Here is a 17,641-nt window from a genome sequence, read left to right on the forward strand (position 1 = left end):
ATTTTGGACAAAAAGACTTTACCGTTAGTTATACTGCTGGTCGTGGTCATCATTTTCTACGGCCAGATTCTGGAATTCTTGGGATTGGTCGAACCGGCTCCGCTGCAGCTCCCAACTGAAACCCCGATCGCAACCGACACAGCATCCGTCGCCCAGACCACTTCTGATTTTGAACCGGCCACCACCGGTACCGATATTCAGCGGTCTCCAGATCGGCTGGATGTTGAATCGAGCGGCTCCCTTGACTCAAATCCACCCGACACCATTGTTGTTTCCACCAACAAATACGATGTAACTCTGAGTAGTTTCGGCGGCGGTCCGGTTTCGATGAAGCTCAAAGAGTATTTCTATCGGGACGGCGAAGAAATCGAGATGCTCCCGAAAGCGACAGCTGTCACGCCCGAGGCGACTTTTGCCGGTGGTACCTTTTCGACCTCCAAAACCCCATTCGTGTCCAGTCTTGTTGCAGGCAGTTACGATGCCACTCGGGATACTTTCGAGGTGGAGTACACATTTGACAATGGCCAGGGCGGCCGCATCATCAAGCGGCTGCGTTTCTACCCGGACAGTTATCATTACGATCTGGCCGTCGAACTGGAAGAGCCGCGGAATCTTGGGTTCGAACGGTCGTACAGGATTACCTGGAACACCCCGCTAGGTGTCACCGAACCTCAGGCCACGATCGACTACGACGCCATGGAAGCGGTCACCATGCAAGGGGGTGCCCGTGAAACCCTGGATGAGTTCGACGACGGTCGCCTGAATCAGTCGGTCGAAGGCGCCACTGTCTGGGCCGGAGTGCGCTCCAAATATTTCGCGGCTGTACTGATTCCACAAAACCGACCGGCAGCGAGCGCTTTTGCCAAGGGGCTCAAACAAGATGTCTCCACGCCCGATGGCTCCACCGAAGCACGGTATATCACGGCCGGCATGGATTTGCAATTCACCGGTCTTGAGAATCATAGTGACAGCTTCAGAGTCTTTGTGGGACCGCTTGATTATTCGCTGTTGGACGGGTACGATGTCGGTCTTGAGGATATGCTCGGTATCGGCACCACTCCATTTGTCGGCTGGATTATCAAACCGTTCGCGATTGCTATTATCTGGTTGTTGCCGCGTTTGTACAGTTTTCTCCCCAACTACGGTCTGGTGATCATTCTATTCGCGCTGATGGTCAAGATTGTGACTTTGCCGCTGTCGATGAAATCGTTCAAATCGATGCAGGCCATGCGCGACCTGCAGCCGAAGGTCGATGAGTTAAAAACCAAGCACAAGAAGAACCCGCAGGCAATGAACCAGGAAATGATGAAGCTCTACAAAAAGCACGGGGTCAGTCCGGTCTCCGGCTGTCTGCCGATGCTTCCTCAGATGCCTCTGTTTTTCGCCCTCTTTAGTGTCTTCCGGTCGACCATCCTGCTTCGCGATGCACCTTTTGTTTGGTTCATTAATGATCTGTCGCGCGGTGCCTCGGGCTTTTCAGATCCATACATTATTCTCGTGGTCATCATGGTGGTCGCACAATTCTTGTCGCAACAACTGACCATGCCCAGCACACAGCAGAACAAAATGATGATCTATCTGATGCCGTTGTTCATGGGTTATATCTTTTACACGTTCGCCGCCGGGCTGGTATTGTACTGGATTTGCTTCTCAGTATTCTCCCTGCTTGATTACGTGCTGTTCAAGAGGAAGAAAAACGCGCAAGTGATGACTACCTGATATGCCGTCAAAAAAAAAACCGATGATCTGGATGATCTATTAGACGGTGATAGTATTGCCGCTGTTATCACGCCACCGGGCCGAGGCGGCATAGCGGCCATCCGAGTGGCCGGGCGGTTATCGCTCAGACTGCTCAAAAAACATTTTCAAAGTGACCAGCAGGGCAAGCAGTCCTTTACTCCGTTCATGTTGAAGCATGGCTGGTTCTGTCACGCCGACGGCGCCAGGCTGGACGAAGTAATGGCTGTCTATATGCCGTCCGGACGCTCGTATACCGGGATGGATCAAGTGGAGGTTTACTGTCACGGCGGCTCAGAAGCTGTTAAACAGGTACTTAATGAATTGCTGAAATCGGGAGCGCGAGCCGCCGAGCCGGGTGAATTCACACGACTGGCCTTTCTCCATGGCCGCATTGACCTGACTCAAGCTGAAGCAGTGGGCGAACTTATCGATGCCCAAACCAGCGTATCGTATGATGCAGCCCGGGAGCATCTGTCGGGAGCATATACGGAGCATGTTAACATGCTCCGAAGTGGGCTGGTGGAAATCCTGGCCGAAACTGAAGCTGCGATCGATTATCCGGAGGATGACATTGGGCCTGATGGCGGTGCGGGATTGACCAAATCACTAAACGAGTTAATGGATCAAATAAGGCGATTGAAGGAGAGTTATAGCGCTGGTCGCATTTTGCGCGATGGCTTCAAAATAGTGATCGCAGGTCGACCGAACGCCGGTAAGTCAACACTGTTCAACCTGTTGTTGAGACAGGAACGCGCCTTGGTAACCGCCACGCCGGGAACCACCCGGGACTATCTGTCGGAGTGGATCGACATAGAGGGCATACCGGTAAACCTGATAGACACGGCCGGCCTGCGAATCGGCGGCAGCCAGATCGAGAAGGCCGGTCAGGACCTGGCTCGGCGGCTGATTTCAAAATGTGATCTGCTTATCTGGATTGTGGATATGTCCCGAAAGAGATGGTCATCAGAGCTTCAGGCCGACCTTGAGGACCTTGGGAGGATGCGTAAGTTATTAGCAGGTAATAAGATAGACGTGTTGACAAAAGCCGATCAAAAGCTCGAACAGAGCCGACACGCCCACTTGATGCCTATCTCCTGCCTGAGCGGACAGGGAGTTGACGAATTCTCCAGCAGTTTATCTACAATCATTCGGGAGTCGATGCCCGATCTCACTTCCGGCCTGGTGGTGACTTCGGCACGGCATCAGCAGAAACTTCAGCGCGCCCTGAAACAAATTAGACGAGCCGGAAAACTGCTCAGGTTGGGTGAGTCGCCGGAGTTGGTCGTTTTTGAGTTGCAGGCTGCTGTGACCGCTCTTGACGAAATCACCGGCAGGATTTATAATGACGAGATATTGGATAGGATTTTCGCTAAGTTTTGTATTGGCAAGTGAGTTTCACGTGAAACTGATAAATCAGTTTTTGCTGCCTTCGGCAGTGATAAATCACTTTTTCGCGCTACGCGCGTTATGAGTAAGTATGTGAAAACCTTGGAGTCATGGGCGCGAAGCGCCAAGAAAGTGATTTATCACCCCCGAGCGAGGCTTGAGGGTGCCACCCACCGGATGGATTTGTGAATGTGATGATACAGCGTGACTGTAGACCCAGACCGGGCTTGATGGTATCACCCGCCGGTCGACATCGCGCAGGGAGCGGCCATGAGTCGCCCCAACAAGTTGGTTGTGGATTCGGCCGCGCTTGTTGTGACAAGGTGTGGTCTTCAAAGTCCCCTCTTGAGAGGGGATTCAGGGGTGTGTTTTTTCCGCCACCGACTGAAGAACACACCCCGCCCCGCCGTCGGCGGGGCACCTCTCTCGAGAGGGGAAAAGAGACATGAATTAACTGTAGTTTAGAGTTGCAGTATCTTGACAAATCGAGATTTTGACATAATAGTCGTCGGCGGAGGCCATGCTGGAGTCGAAGCAGCACTGGCGGCTGCCCGCATGGGGCGGCAAGTGGCCCTGATCAGCATGGATAAGACCAAGCTGGCCCTGATGTCATGTAACCCGGCCATTGGCGGAATCGGCAAGTCGCACCTGGTGAAAGAAGTGGATGCCCTGGGCGGCCTGATGGCCGAAGCTATTGACGCCACCGGGATACAGTTCCGTCGGCTGAATTTATCGCGTGGCCCGGCCGTTTGGTCCACCCGAGCCCAGGCCGACCGAATCCGCTACAACGAGTATGTCTGCACCCGGGTTTCCTCGGTGGAAAACATCGAGCTGATCGAAGAAACGGTTGATCGATTAATCGTCCAGAATGGTGCGGTCTGCGGTGTTGACACCAAAAGTGGACGTGTAATCAGCGGCCAGGCAGTCGTAATCTGCTCCGGCACTTTCCTGTCCGGACTTATTCATATTGGAGAAACTCAGACCGAGGCAGGACGCATGGGTGAGCCGGCTGCGACAGGACTGTCTGGTTCTCTGCGAGAGCACGGTTTCGAAACCGGACGCTTGAAAACTGGTACGCCGCCTCGGCTCGATGGTGATACGGTCGATTACTCACGATGCCGGGTGCAGCCGGGCGAGGAACAAGTTCCTTTTTTTTCGGCCCGATCATCGCGACGCTTGATTAACCAAATCCCGTGCTATTTGACCGATACCACCGCTGCGACTAAACAACTGATCAGGGACAGTTTCAGGCAGTCGGCCATGTTCTCAGGCCAGATAACAGCTACCGGCCCCCGCTACTGCCCGTCTATCGAGGACAAGTTCTTTCGCTTTCCAGACAAGGCCACACACCAGGTATTCCTGGAGCCGGAAGGCAACGGCACCAGCGAAGTTTACCCAAATGGCTTTTCGACAGCCTTACCGGAATCGATACAGCTGGCTGCAATCAGGACTGTCACCGGCCTGGAGCAGGCGGACCTTACTCGCCCCGGTTATGCTGTCGAATACGATTTCTGTCCACCTTTCCAGCTCAAACCGTCACTCGAAACGCGACGAATCTCAGGGCTCTTTTTTGCCGGGCAGATCAATGGAACCTCGGGCTACGAAGAAGCGGCCGCCCAGGGACTGTTGGCCGGCTTGAATGCCGCGCTCTGTCTGTCAAAACAGCCGCCGCTGATCCTTGATCGATCCGAGGCGTATACCGGGGTGATGATTGATGATCTTTGCACCAAGCCGATCACCGAGCCATATCGGATGTTCACTTCGCGGGCCGAATACCGATTGGCCTTGCGTGAGGATAACGCCCGCGACCGGCTAAGTTGTTATGCCCAGCAGTACGGCCTGGTGGATCCACCGGAACTGGAGGCATTCACGCGCTTGCAGTCGGAGACAACCGGCCTGGTAGCGAAACTGGAGGCGACCCGAATAAAAGTAGCTGATTTGGGGGTGGCCGGTGAACGCTTTCAGCGGGCCGACTGGGTGAGTCTGGCCAATTTGATCCGTCAGCCACATCTGACACTGGATGAATCTTTGGGCATCGTGGCCGAATTTGAGTCCGACCTCTCTGAAGGGCCGGAATTGCTGCAACGCGCCGGGATTCAAATACGGTACAAGGGATATCTGGTCAAACAACAGCGGGAGATCGACAAATTCAAACGGCTGGAGACGATGACAATTCCGGCGAAGTTCGACTATCTTGCAATCACCGGCCTAAAAAAGGAAGCAGCGGAGCGGCTGGCTCGGTATCGGCCGCAATCATTGGGTCAGGCCGGTCGACTGGAGGGGGTGTCACCCGGCGATCTGGCTATTTTGTCAGTCCATTTGAAGAGACAGGGGGCTGTTTCCGAATGATCCAGAATCCCCCGCTTGATTTCAATACGAAGGAGCTGCTCAGTCGGTTCCATGGCGCATCCGATCTGCAAGGGTTCTTCGATCTGCTCATGGCCGAGAACCAGCGAATCAATCTTGTTTCACGTGAAACAAATCAGGAAGACTTGAGAAGATTGTCTACCGAATCGTTGGCGCCCATGGAACAGATAGCCCAACCCGGTTTTCACAGGTATCTTGATATCGGCTCTGGTGGCGGATTTCCGGCCATTGTGATTCTCCTGGCGGCCCGGGCCGGCCGTTTTCGAATTGAGCAGAGCGTGCTGGTGGAGCGTCGTCAACGTCGTGCCGACGCTTTGGGCCGAATCGTTAAGCAGCTTAATCTCCCGGCCGAAATCAGCCCCCACGATTTCATCCCCGGCGTTCCGGACGGTAGATTCGATTTGATCACACTGCGCTATGTTAAACTGACGCCATCCTTGTGGCGACTGATCAGCAACGCTCTGACCGATGCCGGTTGTTTTGTTTATTACTCCAAACCGGAATTCGAGATCGACTCCTCGCAGTATACCACTATTGTCCAGCCGTTTACTTTGAACGGCGCGGAACCTATCAAGAACTACACAATAGTGCGAAAAAACTGCTGAGCAAGGTCGGTTTTTGTTGCGCGCACCGTCGCAACCTGGTAATATCATTTCGAATAGCAGGATGTTGCGATAACAAGGAGTGTTTCTTGGGCAAAATAATAGCCATAGCCAACCAAAAAGGTGGCGTGGGCAAAACAACCACCGCCGTCAACTTAAGTTCCTGCCTGGCCGCCGCCGAGTGCAAAACCTGCCTGGTCGATATGGACCCGCAGGCCAACTCTACTTCCGGGCTGGGCATCGACAAAAATAACATCGAGTCGTCAGTCTACGATATCCTCCTTGGCTCCAAATCCACCGGTGAGGCGATCGTGGCCAGCGAACTCGAATACTTGAACCTGATACCTGCATCGATATCGCTGGTTGGGGCCGAAGTGGAGCTGGTCAATGTGATGTCACGCGAACAACGTCTCAAGTCTGCACTGGCGCAAATCATCGATGATTACAAGTACATCGTGATCGACTGTCCACCCTCGCTGGGACTATTGACCATCAACACCCTCACCGCCGCCGACGCGGTGATTATTCCCATTCAGTGTGAGTACTACGCTATGGAGGGGTTGGGGCAGTTGATGAATACGATCAAGCTGGTGCGCGAACATCTCAACCCGGAATTGGCCGTTGACGGTGTCTTGCTGACTATGTTTGACGGACGTCTCAATTTGTCGAGACAGGTATCCGAAGAAGTCCGCGGTTTTTTCGACAGCAAAGTGTATGACACTGTCATCAATCGCAACGTGCGATTGTCCGAAGCGCCGTCATTCGGCAAACCGATCATCTTGTATGACATCCTCTGCACCGGTGCGGAGAACTACATGGCCTTGACTAAAGAGGTAATGGCACAATGAGTAAAGTTGTTTTAGGCAAAGGTCTCGAAGCGTTGATACCAAGTGATCGCGGCGTCGGTGACACTGATCAATCATCTCAGCAGGTGGTACCCCTTGACAGACTGGCGCCGAATCCGTTGCAGCCGCGTAGAGATTTTGATGAGACGGCTCTTGAGCAACTGGCCGAATCGTTCAAGCGTCATGGCGTGGTCCAGCCGTTGGTAGTGAAGTCGGACGGCGCCGGCTATATTATCATCGCCGGGGAGCGTCGCTACCGCGCAGCCAAACTTGCCGGCCTGACCGAAGTGCCGGTGATCATGATGCAAGCGGCCGACGACACCAGTATGCTGGAACTGGCCCTGGTGGAGAATCTTCAGCGTGAGGACCTCAACCCGATCGAAACGGCCGAGGCGTATCACGCCCTCATCGAAAAGTGTGGCCTCACTCAGGGACAACTGGCCGCCCGTGTCGGCAAGAGCCGCGTGGCCGTGACCAATCTGCTGAGATTGATGAGCCTGCCGGAGAAAATCAAAAACATGCTGCGCCAAGGAAGACTGACCGAGGGTCATGCCCGGGCCGTTCTGTCGTTTGATAATGAAGCTGAAATGATGCGGCAGGCGCAGCGTATCATAGATGAATCACTCTCTGTTCGTGATGTCGAACGTTCGGCCGGTCGCGTTACCAAACGACGACTGACACCCAAGCGGAGAATGCCGGCCATCATGGACGCCGAGACTTTTCTAAAACAAACTTTGGGAACCTCGGTGAAGATCCATCATGGTTTGAGAAGAAAGAAAATCGAGATCGATTATTATTCCGACGATGACCTGGATCGGTTGCTCGATCTGTTTCGCAAGATCGTCGGATGAACCGGTGCCATTGTGACAATGGTGAGTGTGAGTTGCTGCGCCCTGATGAGATATGTATCGACATGGAAGTTGCATGCAAGAACAAGAACTGCTTTCGACCGGTTTGTTTTCGTGAGTGCGATCGGTCATGAAAGCGACCCGGTATATCACTGTTATGTTTATCCCCGACGGCGCCGAAGCTCGTCGTGGATATCGCGTCCGGGCCTGGGTGCTCAAGGCGGTTTTGTGGGCATTGGCCATTCTTTTGGTGGGGCAGGTGTTCTTTTTCGCATTCTATGCCGATGTATTAAAACGTGCAGCACTCACCGACAAATTGGCCGCCGAGAACGAAGGCCTGCTCAGGTATCAGTATAAAGTGCAGATACTGGAAAACAACATGAACGAAGCGCGAGAGGTTGTAAAGCAGATAGCCGAACTGGCCGGTATAGAATATCGGTTGCCGGAACTGCTGGATGACTCCACCCTGTTTGCGAGTATCGATCATACCACTGGTGCGATACTGAACCGGGAGGCCGGACCGGATCTTAGCTGGCCGTCGGGCTTACCGATTCAGGGCTTTATCACGCAAGATTTCGAGTTGAGTGATTCCAGCCGGTACCACCCCGGGATCGACATCGCCTGCGCCGAAGGCACCGCCGTGCTGGCCGTGGCAATCGGAACCGTAGTGTATGCCGATTATGATTCCACCTATGGCCGACTTTTGGTGGTGCAACACAACGATTCGGTCAGCACATTATACGGGCACAATGACAGCCTTTTGGTGGCAGTCGGAGACCGCGTGGCGGTCGGTAGTCGTATCGCACTAAGCGGTAACACCGGACAATCTACAGCCCCCCATCTTCACTATGAAGTAAGGGTGCATGATGAACCTATAAATCCATTGGATATTCAGCATGAAAAGAAACAACATTAACGAACCGGATGGCTTGATGAACACCATTATCGGCAAGGATACAGTTATCACCGGGACCCTCGATGTGAAGGGTGCCCTTAGGGTTGAAGGCACGGTCAAGGGTAAGATTATCAGTTCGGGTTGTGTTACGGTCGGGTCGAGCGGGCTGGTCGAAGCTGAGATTGAAGCAGAAAGCGCTATTGTCGCCGGCACCATGCGCGGCAATGTCAACACTTCTGAGAAAATCGAGTTGCAGGCCAAGTGTGAAATGGACGGCGACCTGCGGACCAAATCTTTGGTGATCGAGGAAGGTGCGATGTTCTCAGGCGCTTGTAGCATGAAAGACAGTCCGCCCAATTTGGGCTTTTTGGCCACCGAGCCTGAGCCGCAAGCGGCTCTTTCGTCGGATCAGGACGACTGAGAGGATAGAGCATGAAAGCGGTCTGTGGACAACCGTCCCAGAATGTGGACAGCCTCATAAATGATTGCCTAATAGCCACATAAGCCCTATTACGCCAATCTGTCAAGAGACTTTTTCCACAAGGCCGCACTTTCTCTTAACTGCATGTACCCATGTCTCTTAGGCGGATTGGGATCAAGTGGAACGTTAGGCGTTTTTGATGTTATGTTGTTTTGTGGCAATGCATTAGATTATCCGCACCGCTGACGCAGCTACTAATCTCTGATTCATACCGTTTATCAATCGCCCTGGTTGCGCCAACTGACGTTTAGTATCTCCTAAATCTTTGTCTGAATACCAGCTATGCAAAAGAATTTGGATATTAATACCCATGTTCACTCCCTCGCCGCGCACATGTATCGGTGATGCCGACTTCGCTCCACAGTTTTGTGAACATGCGCGGTCGGGTTCTTTCCACCTAAATATCAGACACATAGACCCATATTTAAGGGTGGCTTGAAAAACCAAGAATCCTGCATACGTCATCGATCAAGCTGCCACCTACAGTTCGCACCGGGTTGATTTTCTCAGGCGGAATTTGTATCTTCGGTCGACATTTGCGTATAAGCCTTATAGCTCCGCCTGATTACGGGTGGCTAAAGCCGTGAAAGAGTAAACAACCGCCGGAGGAATAAATGGCCGTACAACAGGCTGGATCCGATCTCAACGCCGTAGAAAACCTCAACGCTTCATACAACAAAATCACCAGCGAAATCGGTAAGGTGATCGTGGGGCAGGACAAAGTTGTCGAACAACTCCTGATTTCCCTGTTAGCCTCCGGTCACTGCTTGTTGGTCGGAGTGCCGGGGCTGGCCAAGACATTGTTGATCTCCACATTGTCCGAGGTTCTCAATCTGAAATTCAACCGCATCCAGTTCACGCCGGACTTGATGCCCTCCGATATTACCGGTACCGAAATTATCGAAGAGGACCACACCACCGGCAAGCGCGAGTTCCGGTTTGTCAAGGGGCCGGTCTTTGCCAACATAATCCTGGCCGACGAAATCAACCGCACGCCGCCCAAGACCCAGGCTGCCCTGCTTCAGGCCATGCAGGAGCACGAAGTGACAGCAGCCGGTGAGACCTACAAACTCGACGAGCCGTTCTTTGTGTTGGCCACGCAGAACCCGATTGAGCAGGAAGGGACCTATCCGCTGCCGGAAGCGCAGTTGGATCGGTTCATGTTTAACGTCTTTGTCGACTATCCGTCGTCGGACGAAGAAAACAGAATTGTCAAAGAGACCACCACCGTGCAGGAGCACCAGCTTGAGAAGGTTCTTTCACCGGAAGATATCATAGCCTTCCAGCAACTGGTCCGTCGCGTGCCGGTGTCCGATCATTTGGTGCAATACTCGGTCGACCTGGTGCGGGCTACTCGTCCCAACGATGCCACCGCGCCTGAATTTATCAAAAACTGGGTCAACTGGGGGGCCGGTCCGCGCGCTTCGCAGTATCTGATCCTGGCCGCCAAGACCAAGGCGATCCTCGATGGCCGTCCCACGCCGGGTCCGGAGGACGTTCGCTTTGCTGCTTATCCGGTATTACGCCATCGTATCGTGACCTCGTTCAACGCCGAAGCCGACGGTGTCGACACCGAGGAGATTATCAAGCGGGTGCTGGAGACAGTGAAAGAGGAGGGGTAGCCAGATCAGGCATAACCAAACCCTCAGCACGAAATGAAAGAGAGTTCTTTCATACGCAGGACATTGTTGACAAAATCGATAGTTGTTGCCTGTGTTTTGGCGGCTTGCGGTCGCTTCCCCCCGGGCCATACGTGGTACTACTGGCCGCCGGACCGAACTAACCCTACGGTTGAGTTTGGCGATTACCGTATTGAATTATCTATGCGTGACTGGAATGTAAAGCAGCTAAGAGACAAAGAGGTGTTCGACGTGGGTATAGCCCTGGTAAGCGAGTATATGATTGAACCCCCGGACTCTCTTATCATCAAAGAAGAACGCTACCATCCGAGATACTATCCTAAGGTCGTACTAGAATTCGTGAGTTTCTGCGTTCAGTTTCCCGATCTGACCCGCGAGAAAATGTGTCCACAATTGAAGCATCAATGTGACAAGTATTTGTGGAAGAACCATGGCAGGTGGAACGGGACCGAGGCTCATGGAGGCATCGATATGGTGAAGAAGGATAGCATAATCACCGCTGGATTCACCGCCAGGCTAGTGGACACTCTGGCGCAAACAGTTGTGGCCGAGGAGTCATGGTTCTTTGAATTGAAATTGGTCAAGGATAGATACTGGTACTTTATGAGGTAAGAATATCCTCCAACCAGCTGCCTAATGAAGGAAGCCCCTGCGAACCAAAGAACAGATTGTCAGCTCAAACCGATTCACTACTAGTTACGTTTCTCTTTGAAATGACCAAACCCTGTGGCATAGTCATACACGGTGGCGCCGGCACCATTCTCCAGTCCAAAATGACACCGGAGAAAGAAGCCTGTATCCGTGAGACCCTGACCGAGGCGTTGTATGTAGGCATCGCGGTGCTGCAAAAAGGGCATGGTGCGCTTGGCGCGGTGCAGAAAGCGGTCAACGTCATGGAAAACTCACCGCTGTTCAACGCCGGACGTGGCGCTGTCTTCACGCACGACGGTATCAACGAGCAGGATGCTACTATCATGGATGGTTTCACCGGTAAGGCGGGCGCGGTGGCCGGGGTCAGGCGGATCGCTAACCCGATCGACCTGGCCAAACAAGTCATGTGTCATTCCCCGCATGTCTTGCTGATGGGCGAGGGGGCTGAACAGTTCGCGGTCGAGCAGGGTTTCAAGCTGGTTGACAAAGATTACTTCTACACCGACCAGCGTTGGGAGCAGTTGCAGGCTTTACTGGCGAAAGAGCAGGCAGCGGGCGAGAACAAAAAGGGTGGCTTGCCACTTGCTCTTTCTGAAGACGACAAGCACGGCACGGTCGGTGCGGTGGCGCTGGATAAGATGGGCGGCCTGGCTGCGGCGACATCGTCGGGCGGCATGACCAACAAACGGTACGGACGAGTGGGCGACTCATCTTGTGTTGGCGCCGGAACTTATGCTGACAAGTTGTGCGCCGTCAGTACCACCGGGCATGGTGAGTTTTTCATGCGCGGGGTGGTGGCCTACGACATAGCGGCCCGGATGCGTTACGGTGGGATGTCGCTTTCACAAGCTGCCGAAGCATCGGTGCAAACAAGCCTGACCGACCGCGAGGGAACAGGCGGGCTGATAGCGATTGACAAAGACGGAAATTTCGCTCTCCCCTTCAACACCGAGGGCATGTACCGCGGGCATCTGATGCAGGGCACCGAACCGGTGGTGAAGATTTTCAGAGAGTAGCAAGCTACTCGATTCAGAGAGGCGAACGACAAGAGGAGAGAGTAAACGTGATTGATTTCAGGGAAGGCGTGTCAAAAATAGAGGCATCTGTGTTCGGCATAGGCGATCACGACGGACCTCAATTCAACATTTTTGGAACAGGTTTTGTCATCCATGAGGACGGTTGGATTCTTACTAACAAACATGTGCTGGAGCCACTGTTAAGAACTGATGATGAAGGGAATGTGTCCATCAGGCCTGAATCACGAGCTCTGAACTTCGTCGTAATGGACGGAGAGGATAGCACGTTCCCACAAATTGGCTTTGCAAATACAAGAATCAAAGACCTTAGGTGGATTGATGACCCGCCAGCGTCCAACCCGGTTAACGCTAGGGATAGTGTAGATTTTGAAGGACAAAGAGCCGATCTTGTGCTTCCGCCCGCAGCTCCCGATATCGGAATCTGCAGAATGGACTTGACGGAGCCACCCTTCGATTCCATTGCTCTGAGACCCGTTAAGATAGTTTTGTCAGACAACCTACACGTTGGTACACCCGTCGGTATTCTCGGCTTTCCCCAAGGTTTGGATGGTCCGGTAGTTGACACTATAGCCGATTTACAATGTTGCCCTATCCTCCAAACAGGATGCCTTGCTGGCATTCTACCTCACCCTAAGTTGGCAATACAGACTCAGCTACTGCTGGACATCTATATCAACGGCGGCAGCAGTGGATCACCGGTCTTCACAGTTGATGGGGATGTAGTGGGTGTGGTCTTTGCCTCACGAATAGAGTTTACTCCTATGGTCGAACTTTTGGAAAACCAAGATGAGAGAGAGCACGAGAGATTTGGTGTCCACCAGGAAACGTCTTTGGGTTGTGCAGTCCCAACCAGCGCTTTTTCGAAACAACTAAACGAGTTGCTCCCCGGTCTCATCGACATACCTGAGGAAGGAAAGTCAGTCGGTTGACGCCACCGCGTCAGGTCACACGTTCGCCTGAGGCGATCGCAAGACCTGACGCAACAAGAGATGAAAACCGGCACCGACGATTAATCCTTTTCTGTCGCTACCATGTCCTATTACCGACAACACAAATAGGACAGACCACTTCTCGCAGGGAGTCGAAACATGAAACCGACGAGCGTACATCAACGAATCACGACCACCGCTTTGATGATAGTCTGTCTGGCTCTGCCCGACGGGACGTTTGGCTATTCCTGTGGTGATATAGACGGTGGCGACAACGGTACCGACATCGCAGACCTGGTTTGGCTGGTCGACTACATGTTCACCGGCGGCCCGCCGCCGCCTGAAATGGATGTAGCCAATGTCGACGGCTTGAATGGAATAGATATTTCCGATTTAGTCTACCTGGTTGACTTTATGTTCAACAGTGGACCGGAACCTACCTGCGCCCCGATCAACAACGACCTCACCTATGTCGTGGTCGGCACCAATCAGACGACGTGCTATAACAACAGTAGCGAGATAGCTTGTCCCGATTCCGGCCAGTCGTTTTATGGTCAGAACGGCCAGTATCCAGGCAACCCACCGGCCTATCTCGATAACGGCGACAGCACCATCACTGATCTGGTGACGGGTCTGATGTGGCAGAAAAGTGCCGACATGGACGGTGACTCAGACATCGATGCCGATGACAAAGTGACTTACGATGAGGCGGTGGCAGGGGCGAGCAGTTTCAGTCTGGCCGGTCATACCGACTGGCGGCTGCCGACCATCAAAGAACAGTACTCGCTGATTCTGTTCAGTGGTCTGGACCCCAGCGGTTATGAGGGCGACCCCAGCCTGTTGGTTCCGTTCATAGACACTGCTTTTTTCGATTTCGGCTGGGGGGATGAGTCGGCCGGGGAGCGACTGATTGATGCGCAATATGTTTCCAGCACGATGTATGATACGACCACGATGATCAATGACGAAACTGCTTTCGGCGTGAATTTCGCGGATGGACGTATCAAGGGCTATGGCCTGACCCTGTTTGGATCGGACAAGACTTTCTATGTCAAGTATGTCCGGGGTAACGCAAACTACGGCATCAATGACTTCGTCGACAACTTCGACGGCACAATCACCGATAATGCTACCGGTCTCATCTGGCAACAGACCGACAGTGACTCGGCTCTGAACTGGGAGGAAGCACTGGATTATGCCGAGAATCTTGTGCACGCGGGACACGACAACTGGCGACTACCCAGTGTTAAGGAATTGCAGAGTATTGTCGACTATTCTCGTTCGCCCTTGACCACCGGTTCAGCCGCGATTGACCCGTTATTCTACTGCTCCCAGATTACCGACGAAGGTGGCGGTACCGACTACCCGTACTATTGGTCGAGCACTACCCATGAGAACATGATGAATGGTGGCAGCGCGGCTTACGTTAGTTTTGGTCAGGCCTTTGGCTGGATGCAGATTCCACCCGGCAGCCCATGGCAGTTACTGGACGTTCATGGCGCCGGCGCGCAACGCTCGGACCCCAAGGCCGGTGACCCCAACGACTGGCCGTATGGACACGGTCCGCAGGGTGATGTTATCCGTATTTATAACCATGTCCGCTGTGTCCGAGATACGGAGTGATAAATCACTCTCTTGCGCTTCGCGGTTGACGACGCACGTTTCGCCGGGTCTTGCACTCGACGAAGTCGAGGGTGTGACCCGGCGATTAATACGACGATACAATGACAGACTTATCAAAGATCAAACTCCGCCCCGCAACTGCTGAAGATGCCGAGTTTGGATTTGAGACACTGAGACAGGCGCTTGGCGATTATATCGAGTCGACCTGGGGATGGGACGAAGACTTCCAGCGACAACAATTCTCGCGCCGGTGGGCCAGCGGACTACAGAAGATTATCACATTAGGCGAACAAGATATCGGCGCCTTGTCGGTTGACCGTCGACCGGACTGTATCAAATTCAACTCAATTTACATTCGACCGGAATTCCAGAACCAGGGCATCGGTACGCATCTTGTTCAGGAACTGATTCGGGAAGCAGCCGCTGCACAGAAACCGATTCGGCTGCGTGTTCTCAAAGTCAATCCGGTCATCAGCCTCTATCTACGGCTGGGATTTTGCACTACATCGGAAACAGAAAACCACTTTGTGATGGAGTACGTCACAGTGGAGTAGGTCAGGAGCCCTGCGCTCCTGACATTGGTAGGGTGGGTCCGACTTCGAACCCGCCTTTACCGACAGGTCTCCAAGAGAAGAGAGACCTGCCCTACTGAAGAAGCTGCGTCCCTATCCCCGCTTTTCCTGTGGGCTTTCCGGCGGCTCTGCCGTATAATAGTCCAATGGCTACTGACTATCGCAAGTATCTCGATCCGGAAACGGTCTCCAAACTCAAGGGGATGGAACTGCGTGCCCGAATGGTGGTCGAGGGGTTCATCGCCGGGCTGCACAAGTCGCCCTACCACGGTTTCTCGGTCGAGTTCGCCGAGCATCGCCAGTATATGCCGGGTGACAACATCCGCGATATCGACTGGAAAGTTTACGCCAAGTCCGACCGGTTCTACATCAAGCAGTACGAGGAAGAGACCAACCTCAAGGCGTACTTGCTGGTCGACTGCTCAGCTTCGATGGCCTACCAGTCGGGCGAACGAATGACCAAACTGGACTACGCCGGGTTGCTGGCTGGGTCGATGTCCTACATGATGTTAAGGCAGCGTGACGCCGTGGGGCTGGTCACGTTTGACGAAAAAATCCGCCGCTATATTCCGCCGCGCTCGAAAGCCGGCCATCTGCACGTGCTGCTGAACGAAATCGCCGGCCAGCAACCGTCCGACACCACCAATGTCTCACAGACTTTGCACGAGATGGCCGACCGGATCAAACGGCGCGGCTTGGTGATAATCATGTCCGACTTGTTAGACGATGCCGAGGCGATCATCTCGGGGTTGAAGCATTTCCGCTATGATCGTCACGAGGTGATCCTGTTTCATATTCTCGATCCTCGTGAACGTGATTTTGCATTCCCGCGCGAGGCGATTTTCAAAGATATGGAGACCGGCGAAGAGGTTACCACCCTGCCTTACCAGATCAAGAAGCACTACGCCAATGCTGTGACTGCTTTTTCCGACGAGATTGCTACTGCCTGCCGCCAGTCGAACATCGACTACCACCCGATCGACACCGCGATGCCTTTCGACAAAGCTCTGTATGCTTTCCTGGCCAAGCGGGAGCGGTTGTATTAGGGGGGGAATATTGTTGACATTGGGATGCGTTGGCGGTAATCTTAGTTGAACTCCTGCAGCAAGCACAGCCGAAGGCTGTGTTAGTGGGAAGCCAATAACCGAAGGAATCTCATTTGTGACACAATTGGATGTATTCACGTTTGAGGAGGGTCAGACCTCCTTCGAGGATTTTGGAAGCTCCAATGGATTTCGATACTGGCTTGCTTCTGACTTAATGCGGATGTTGGGCTATGAAACGATGACCACATTCCGTAAAGCAATTGACAAAGCTACCTCAGCATGCATCACTTTGAATATTCCGGTACACGAGAATTTCATCAGTTTTAAGCAAGATGATGGAACCGAAGACTTCAAGCTAACACGTTTTGCATGTTACCTCGTGGCCATGAATGGTGACGTTCGAAAGCCGCAGGTTGCTTCGGCGCAAGCTTACTTTGTTACCATCGCCGAAAGCTTCAGGCTATATCTGGAAGAGTCCGAAAATGTTGAAAGAGTCGTCCTTAGAGGAGAAGTTACCGGACGTGAAAAGGCCCTCAGTAGTACGGCGAACGAAGCGGGTGTGACAAACTACGGTTACTTTCAGAACGCCGGTTATAGAGGCATGTACAATATGAATCTTAGGCAGCTCAAGTTGCTCAAAGGTGTATCCGGGCAAAGAAGTGTGCTCGACTACATGGGCAAGACAGAGCTAGCCGCCAATCTATTTCGAATTACACAAACTGAGCAGAAAATCCGAAAAGAAGAAATCCGCGGGCAGATGGGCCTCGAAAAAGCAGCACAACAAGTTGGGAGCAAAGTGCGAGCGACTATGATTGACATCAGTGGCATCAAGCCAGAGGAGCTACCGGCAACAGACGACATCAAAGTAGTTCAGAGTGAGCTGAAGAAGACTCGTCGCAAGTTTGTCAAAATGGACAAACCCAAAAAACCCCCGAAGAACAAATAATCGCGAAGCCCTAGGCCCAGTGTAGCCCACCGA

16 protein-coding genes are annotated in these 17,641 nt (G+C 53.1%); all 16 read left to right on the forward strand.

What is annotated here, in order from left to right; all coding sequences use genetic code 11:
* Positions 1–3: 3 nt before the first annotated feature.
* The 16 genes from yidC (at position 4) to OEV49_06140 (ending at position 17,608) form a co-directional block, all read left to right on the forward strand.
* Entirely contained in the window at positions 4–1,719 is a 1,716-nt protein-coding gene (gene yidC, locus OEV49_06065; GenBank protein MDH3890630.1) for a membrane protein insertase YidC, read from the forward strand.
* Between the two features lie 66 nt (positions 1,720–1,785).
* Positions 1,786–3,132 carry a tRNA uridine-5-carboxymethylaminomethyl(34) synthesis GTPase MnmE gene (gene mnmE, locus OEV49_06070; GenBank protein ID MDH3890631.1) on the forward strand — a complete coding sequence of 449 codons (1,347 nt, stop codon included), beginning with the start codon at positions 1,786–1,788 and terminating at the stop codon, positions 3,130–3,132.
* 471 nt (positions 3,133–3,603) lie between these two features.
* A complete protein-coding gene (mnmG, locus tag OEV49_06075) occupies positions 3,604–5,475 on the forward strand; it encodes a tRNA uridine-5-carboxymethylaminomethyl(34) synthesis enzyme MnmG (GenBank protein MDH3890632.1) in 1,872 nt (623 codons plus the stop codon).
* Positions 5,472–6,098, forward strand: a complete 627-nt coding sequence (locus OEV49_06080) for a class I SAM-dependent methyltransferase (protein ID MDH3890633.1) — start codon at positions 5,472–5,474, stop codon at positions 6,096–6,098. The genes mnmG and OEV49_06080 overlap by 4 nt, the downstream gene beginning before the upstream one ends.
* A gap of 86 nt (positions 6,099–6,184) precedes the next feature.
* The gene (locus OEV49_06085) at positions 6,185–6,943 is read left to right on the forward strand and encodes an AAA family ATPase (protein MDH3890634.1); all 759 of its coding nucleotides are present in this window, start codon (positions 6,185–6,187) and stop codon (positions 6,941–6,943) included.
* Positions 6,940–7,791 carry a ParB/RepB/Spo0J family partition protein gene (locus OEV49_06090; protein MDH3890635.1) on the forward strand — a complete coding sequence of 284 codons (852 nt, stop codon included), beginning with the start codon at positions 6,940–6,942 and terminating at the stop codon, positions 7,789–7,791. The genes OEV49_06085 and OEV49_06090 overlap by 4 nt, the downstream gene beginning before the upstream one ends.
* A gap of 127 nt (positions 7,792–7,918) precedes the next feature.
* Positions 7,919–8,704, forward strand: a complete 786-nt coding sequence (locus tag OEV49_06095; GenBank protein MDH3890636.1) for a M23 family metallopeptidase — start codon at positions 7,919–7,921, stop codon at positions 8,702–8,704.
* Entirely contained in the window at positions 8,685–9,104 is a 420-nt protein-coding gene (locus tag OEV49_06100; GenBank protein MDH3890637.1) for a polymer-forming cytoskeletal protein, read from the forward strand. Before OEV49_06095 ends, OEV49_06100 begins: the two co-directional genes overlap by 20 nt.
* A gap of 674 nt (positions 9,105–9,778) precedes the next feature.
* Positions 9,779–10,786, forward strand: coding sequence for a MoxR family ATPase (locus OEV49_06105; protein MDH3890638.1), 1,008 nt, complete (start codon positions 9,779–9,781; stop codon positions 10,784–10,786).
* 201 nt (positions 10,787–10,987) lie between these two features.
* Positions 10,988–11,416: a hypothetical protein gene (locus OEV49_06110; GenBank protein ID MDH3890639.1), complete on the forward strand. Its 429-nt coding sequence runs from the start codon at positions 10,988–10,990 to the stop codon at positions 11,414–11,416.
* A 101-nt stretch (positions 11,417–11,517) separates the two neighbouring features.
* Positions 11,518–12,471: an isoaspartyl peptidase/L-asparaginase gene (locus OEV49_06115; protein MDH3890640.1), complete on the forward strand. Its 954-nt coding sequence runs from the start codon at positions 11,518–11,520 to the stop codon at positions 12,469–12,471.
* Between the two features lie 47 nt (positions 12,472–12,518).
* Entirely contained in the window at positions 12,519–13,421 is a 903-nt protein-coding gene (locus tag OEV49_06120; protein MDH3890641.1) for a serine protease, read from the forward strand.
* A gap of 159 nt (positions 13,422–13,580) precedes the next feature.
* Positions 13,581–15,044, forward strand: coding sequence for a DUF1566 domain-containing protein (locus OEV49_06125; GenBank protein MDH3890642.1), 1,464 nt, complete (start codon positions 13,581–13,583; stop codon positions 15,042–15,044).
* A 101-nt stretch (positions 15,045–15,145) separates the two neighbouring features.
* Entirely contained in the window at positions 15,146–15,598 is a 453-nt protein-coding gene (locus OEV49_06130) for a GNAT family N-acetyltransferase (GenBank protein MDH3890643.1), read from the forward strand.
* A 164-nt stretch (positions 15,599–15,762) separates the two neighbouring features.
* A complete protein-coding gene (locus OEV49_06135) occupies positions 15,763–16,662 on the forward strand; it encodes a DUF58 domain-containing protein (GenBank protein MDH3890644.1) in 900 nt (299 codons plus the stop codon).
* Between the two features lie 115 nt (positions 16,663–16,777).
* Entirely contained in the window at positions 16,778–17,608 is an 831-nt protein-coding gene (locus tag OEV49_06140) for a damage-inducible protein D (protein ID MDH3890645.1), read from the forward strand.
* The last annotated feature ends 33 nt before the right edge of the window (positions 17,609–17,641 follow it).

Source organism: Candidatus Zixiibacteriota bacterium (assembly GCA_029860345.1).
In the GTDB taxonomy this organism is placed as follows: Bacteria; Zixibacteria; MSB-5A5; order GN15; family FEB-12; genus JAJRTA01.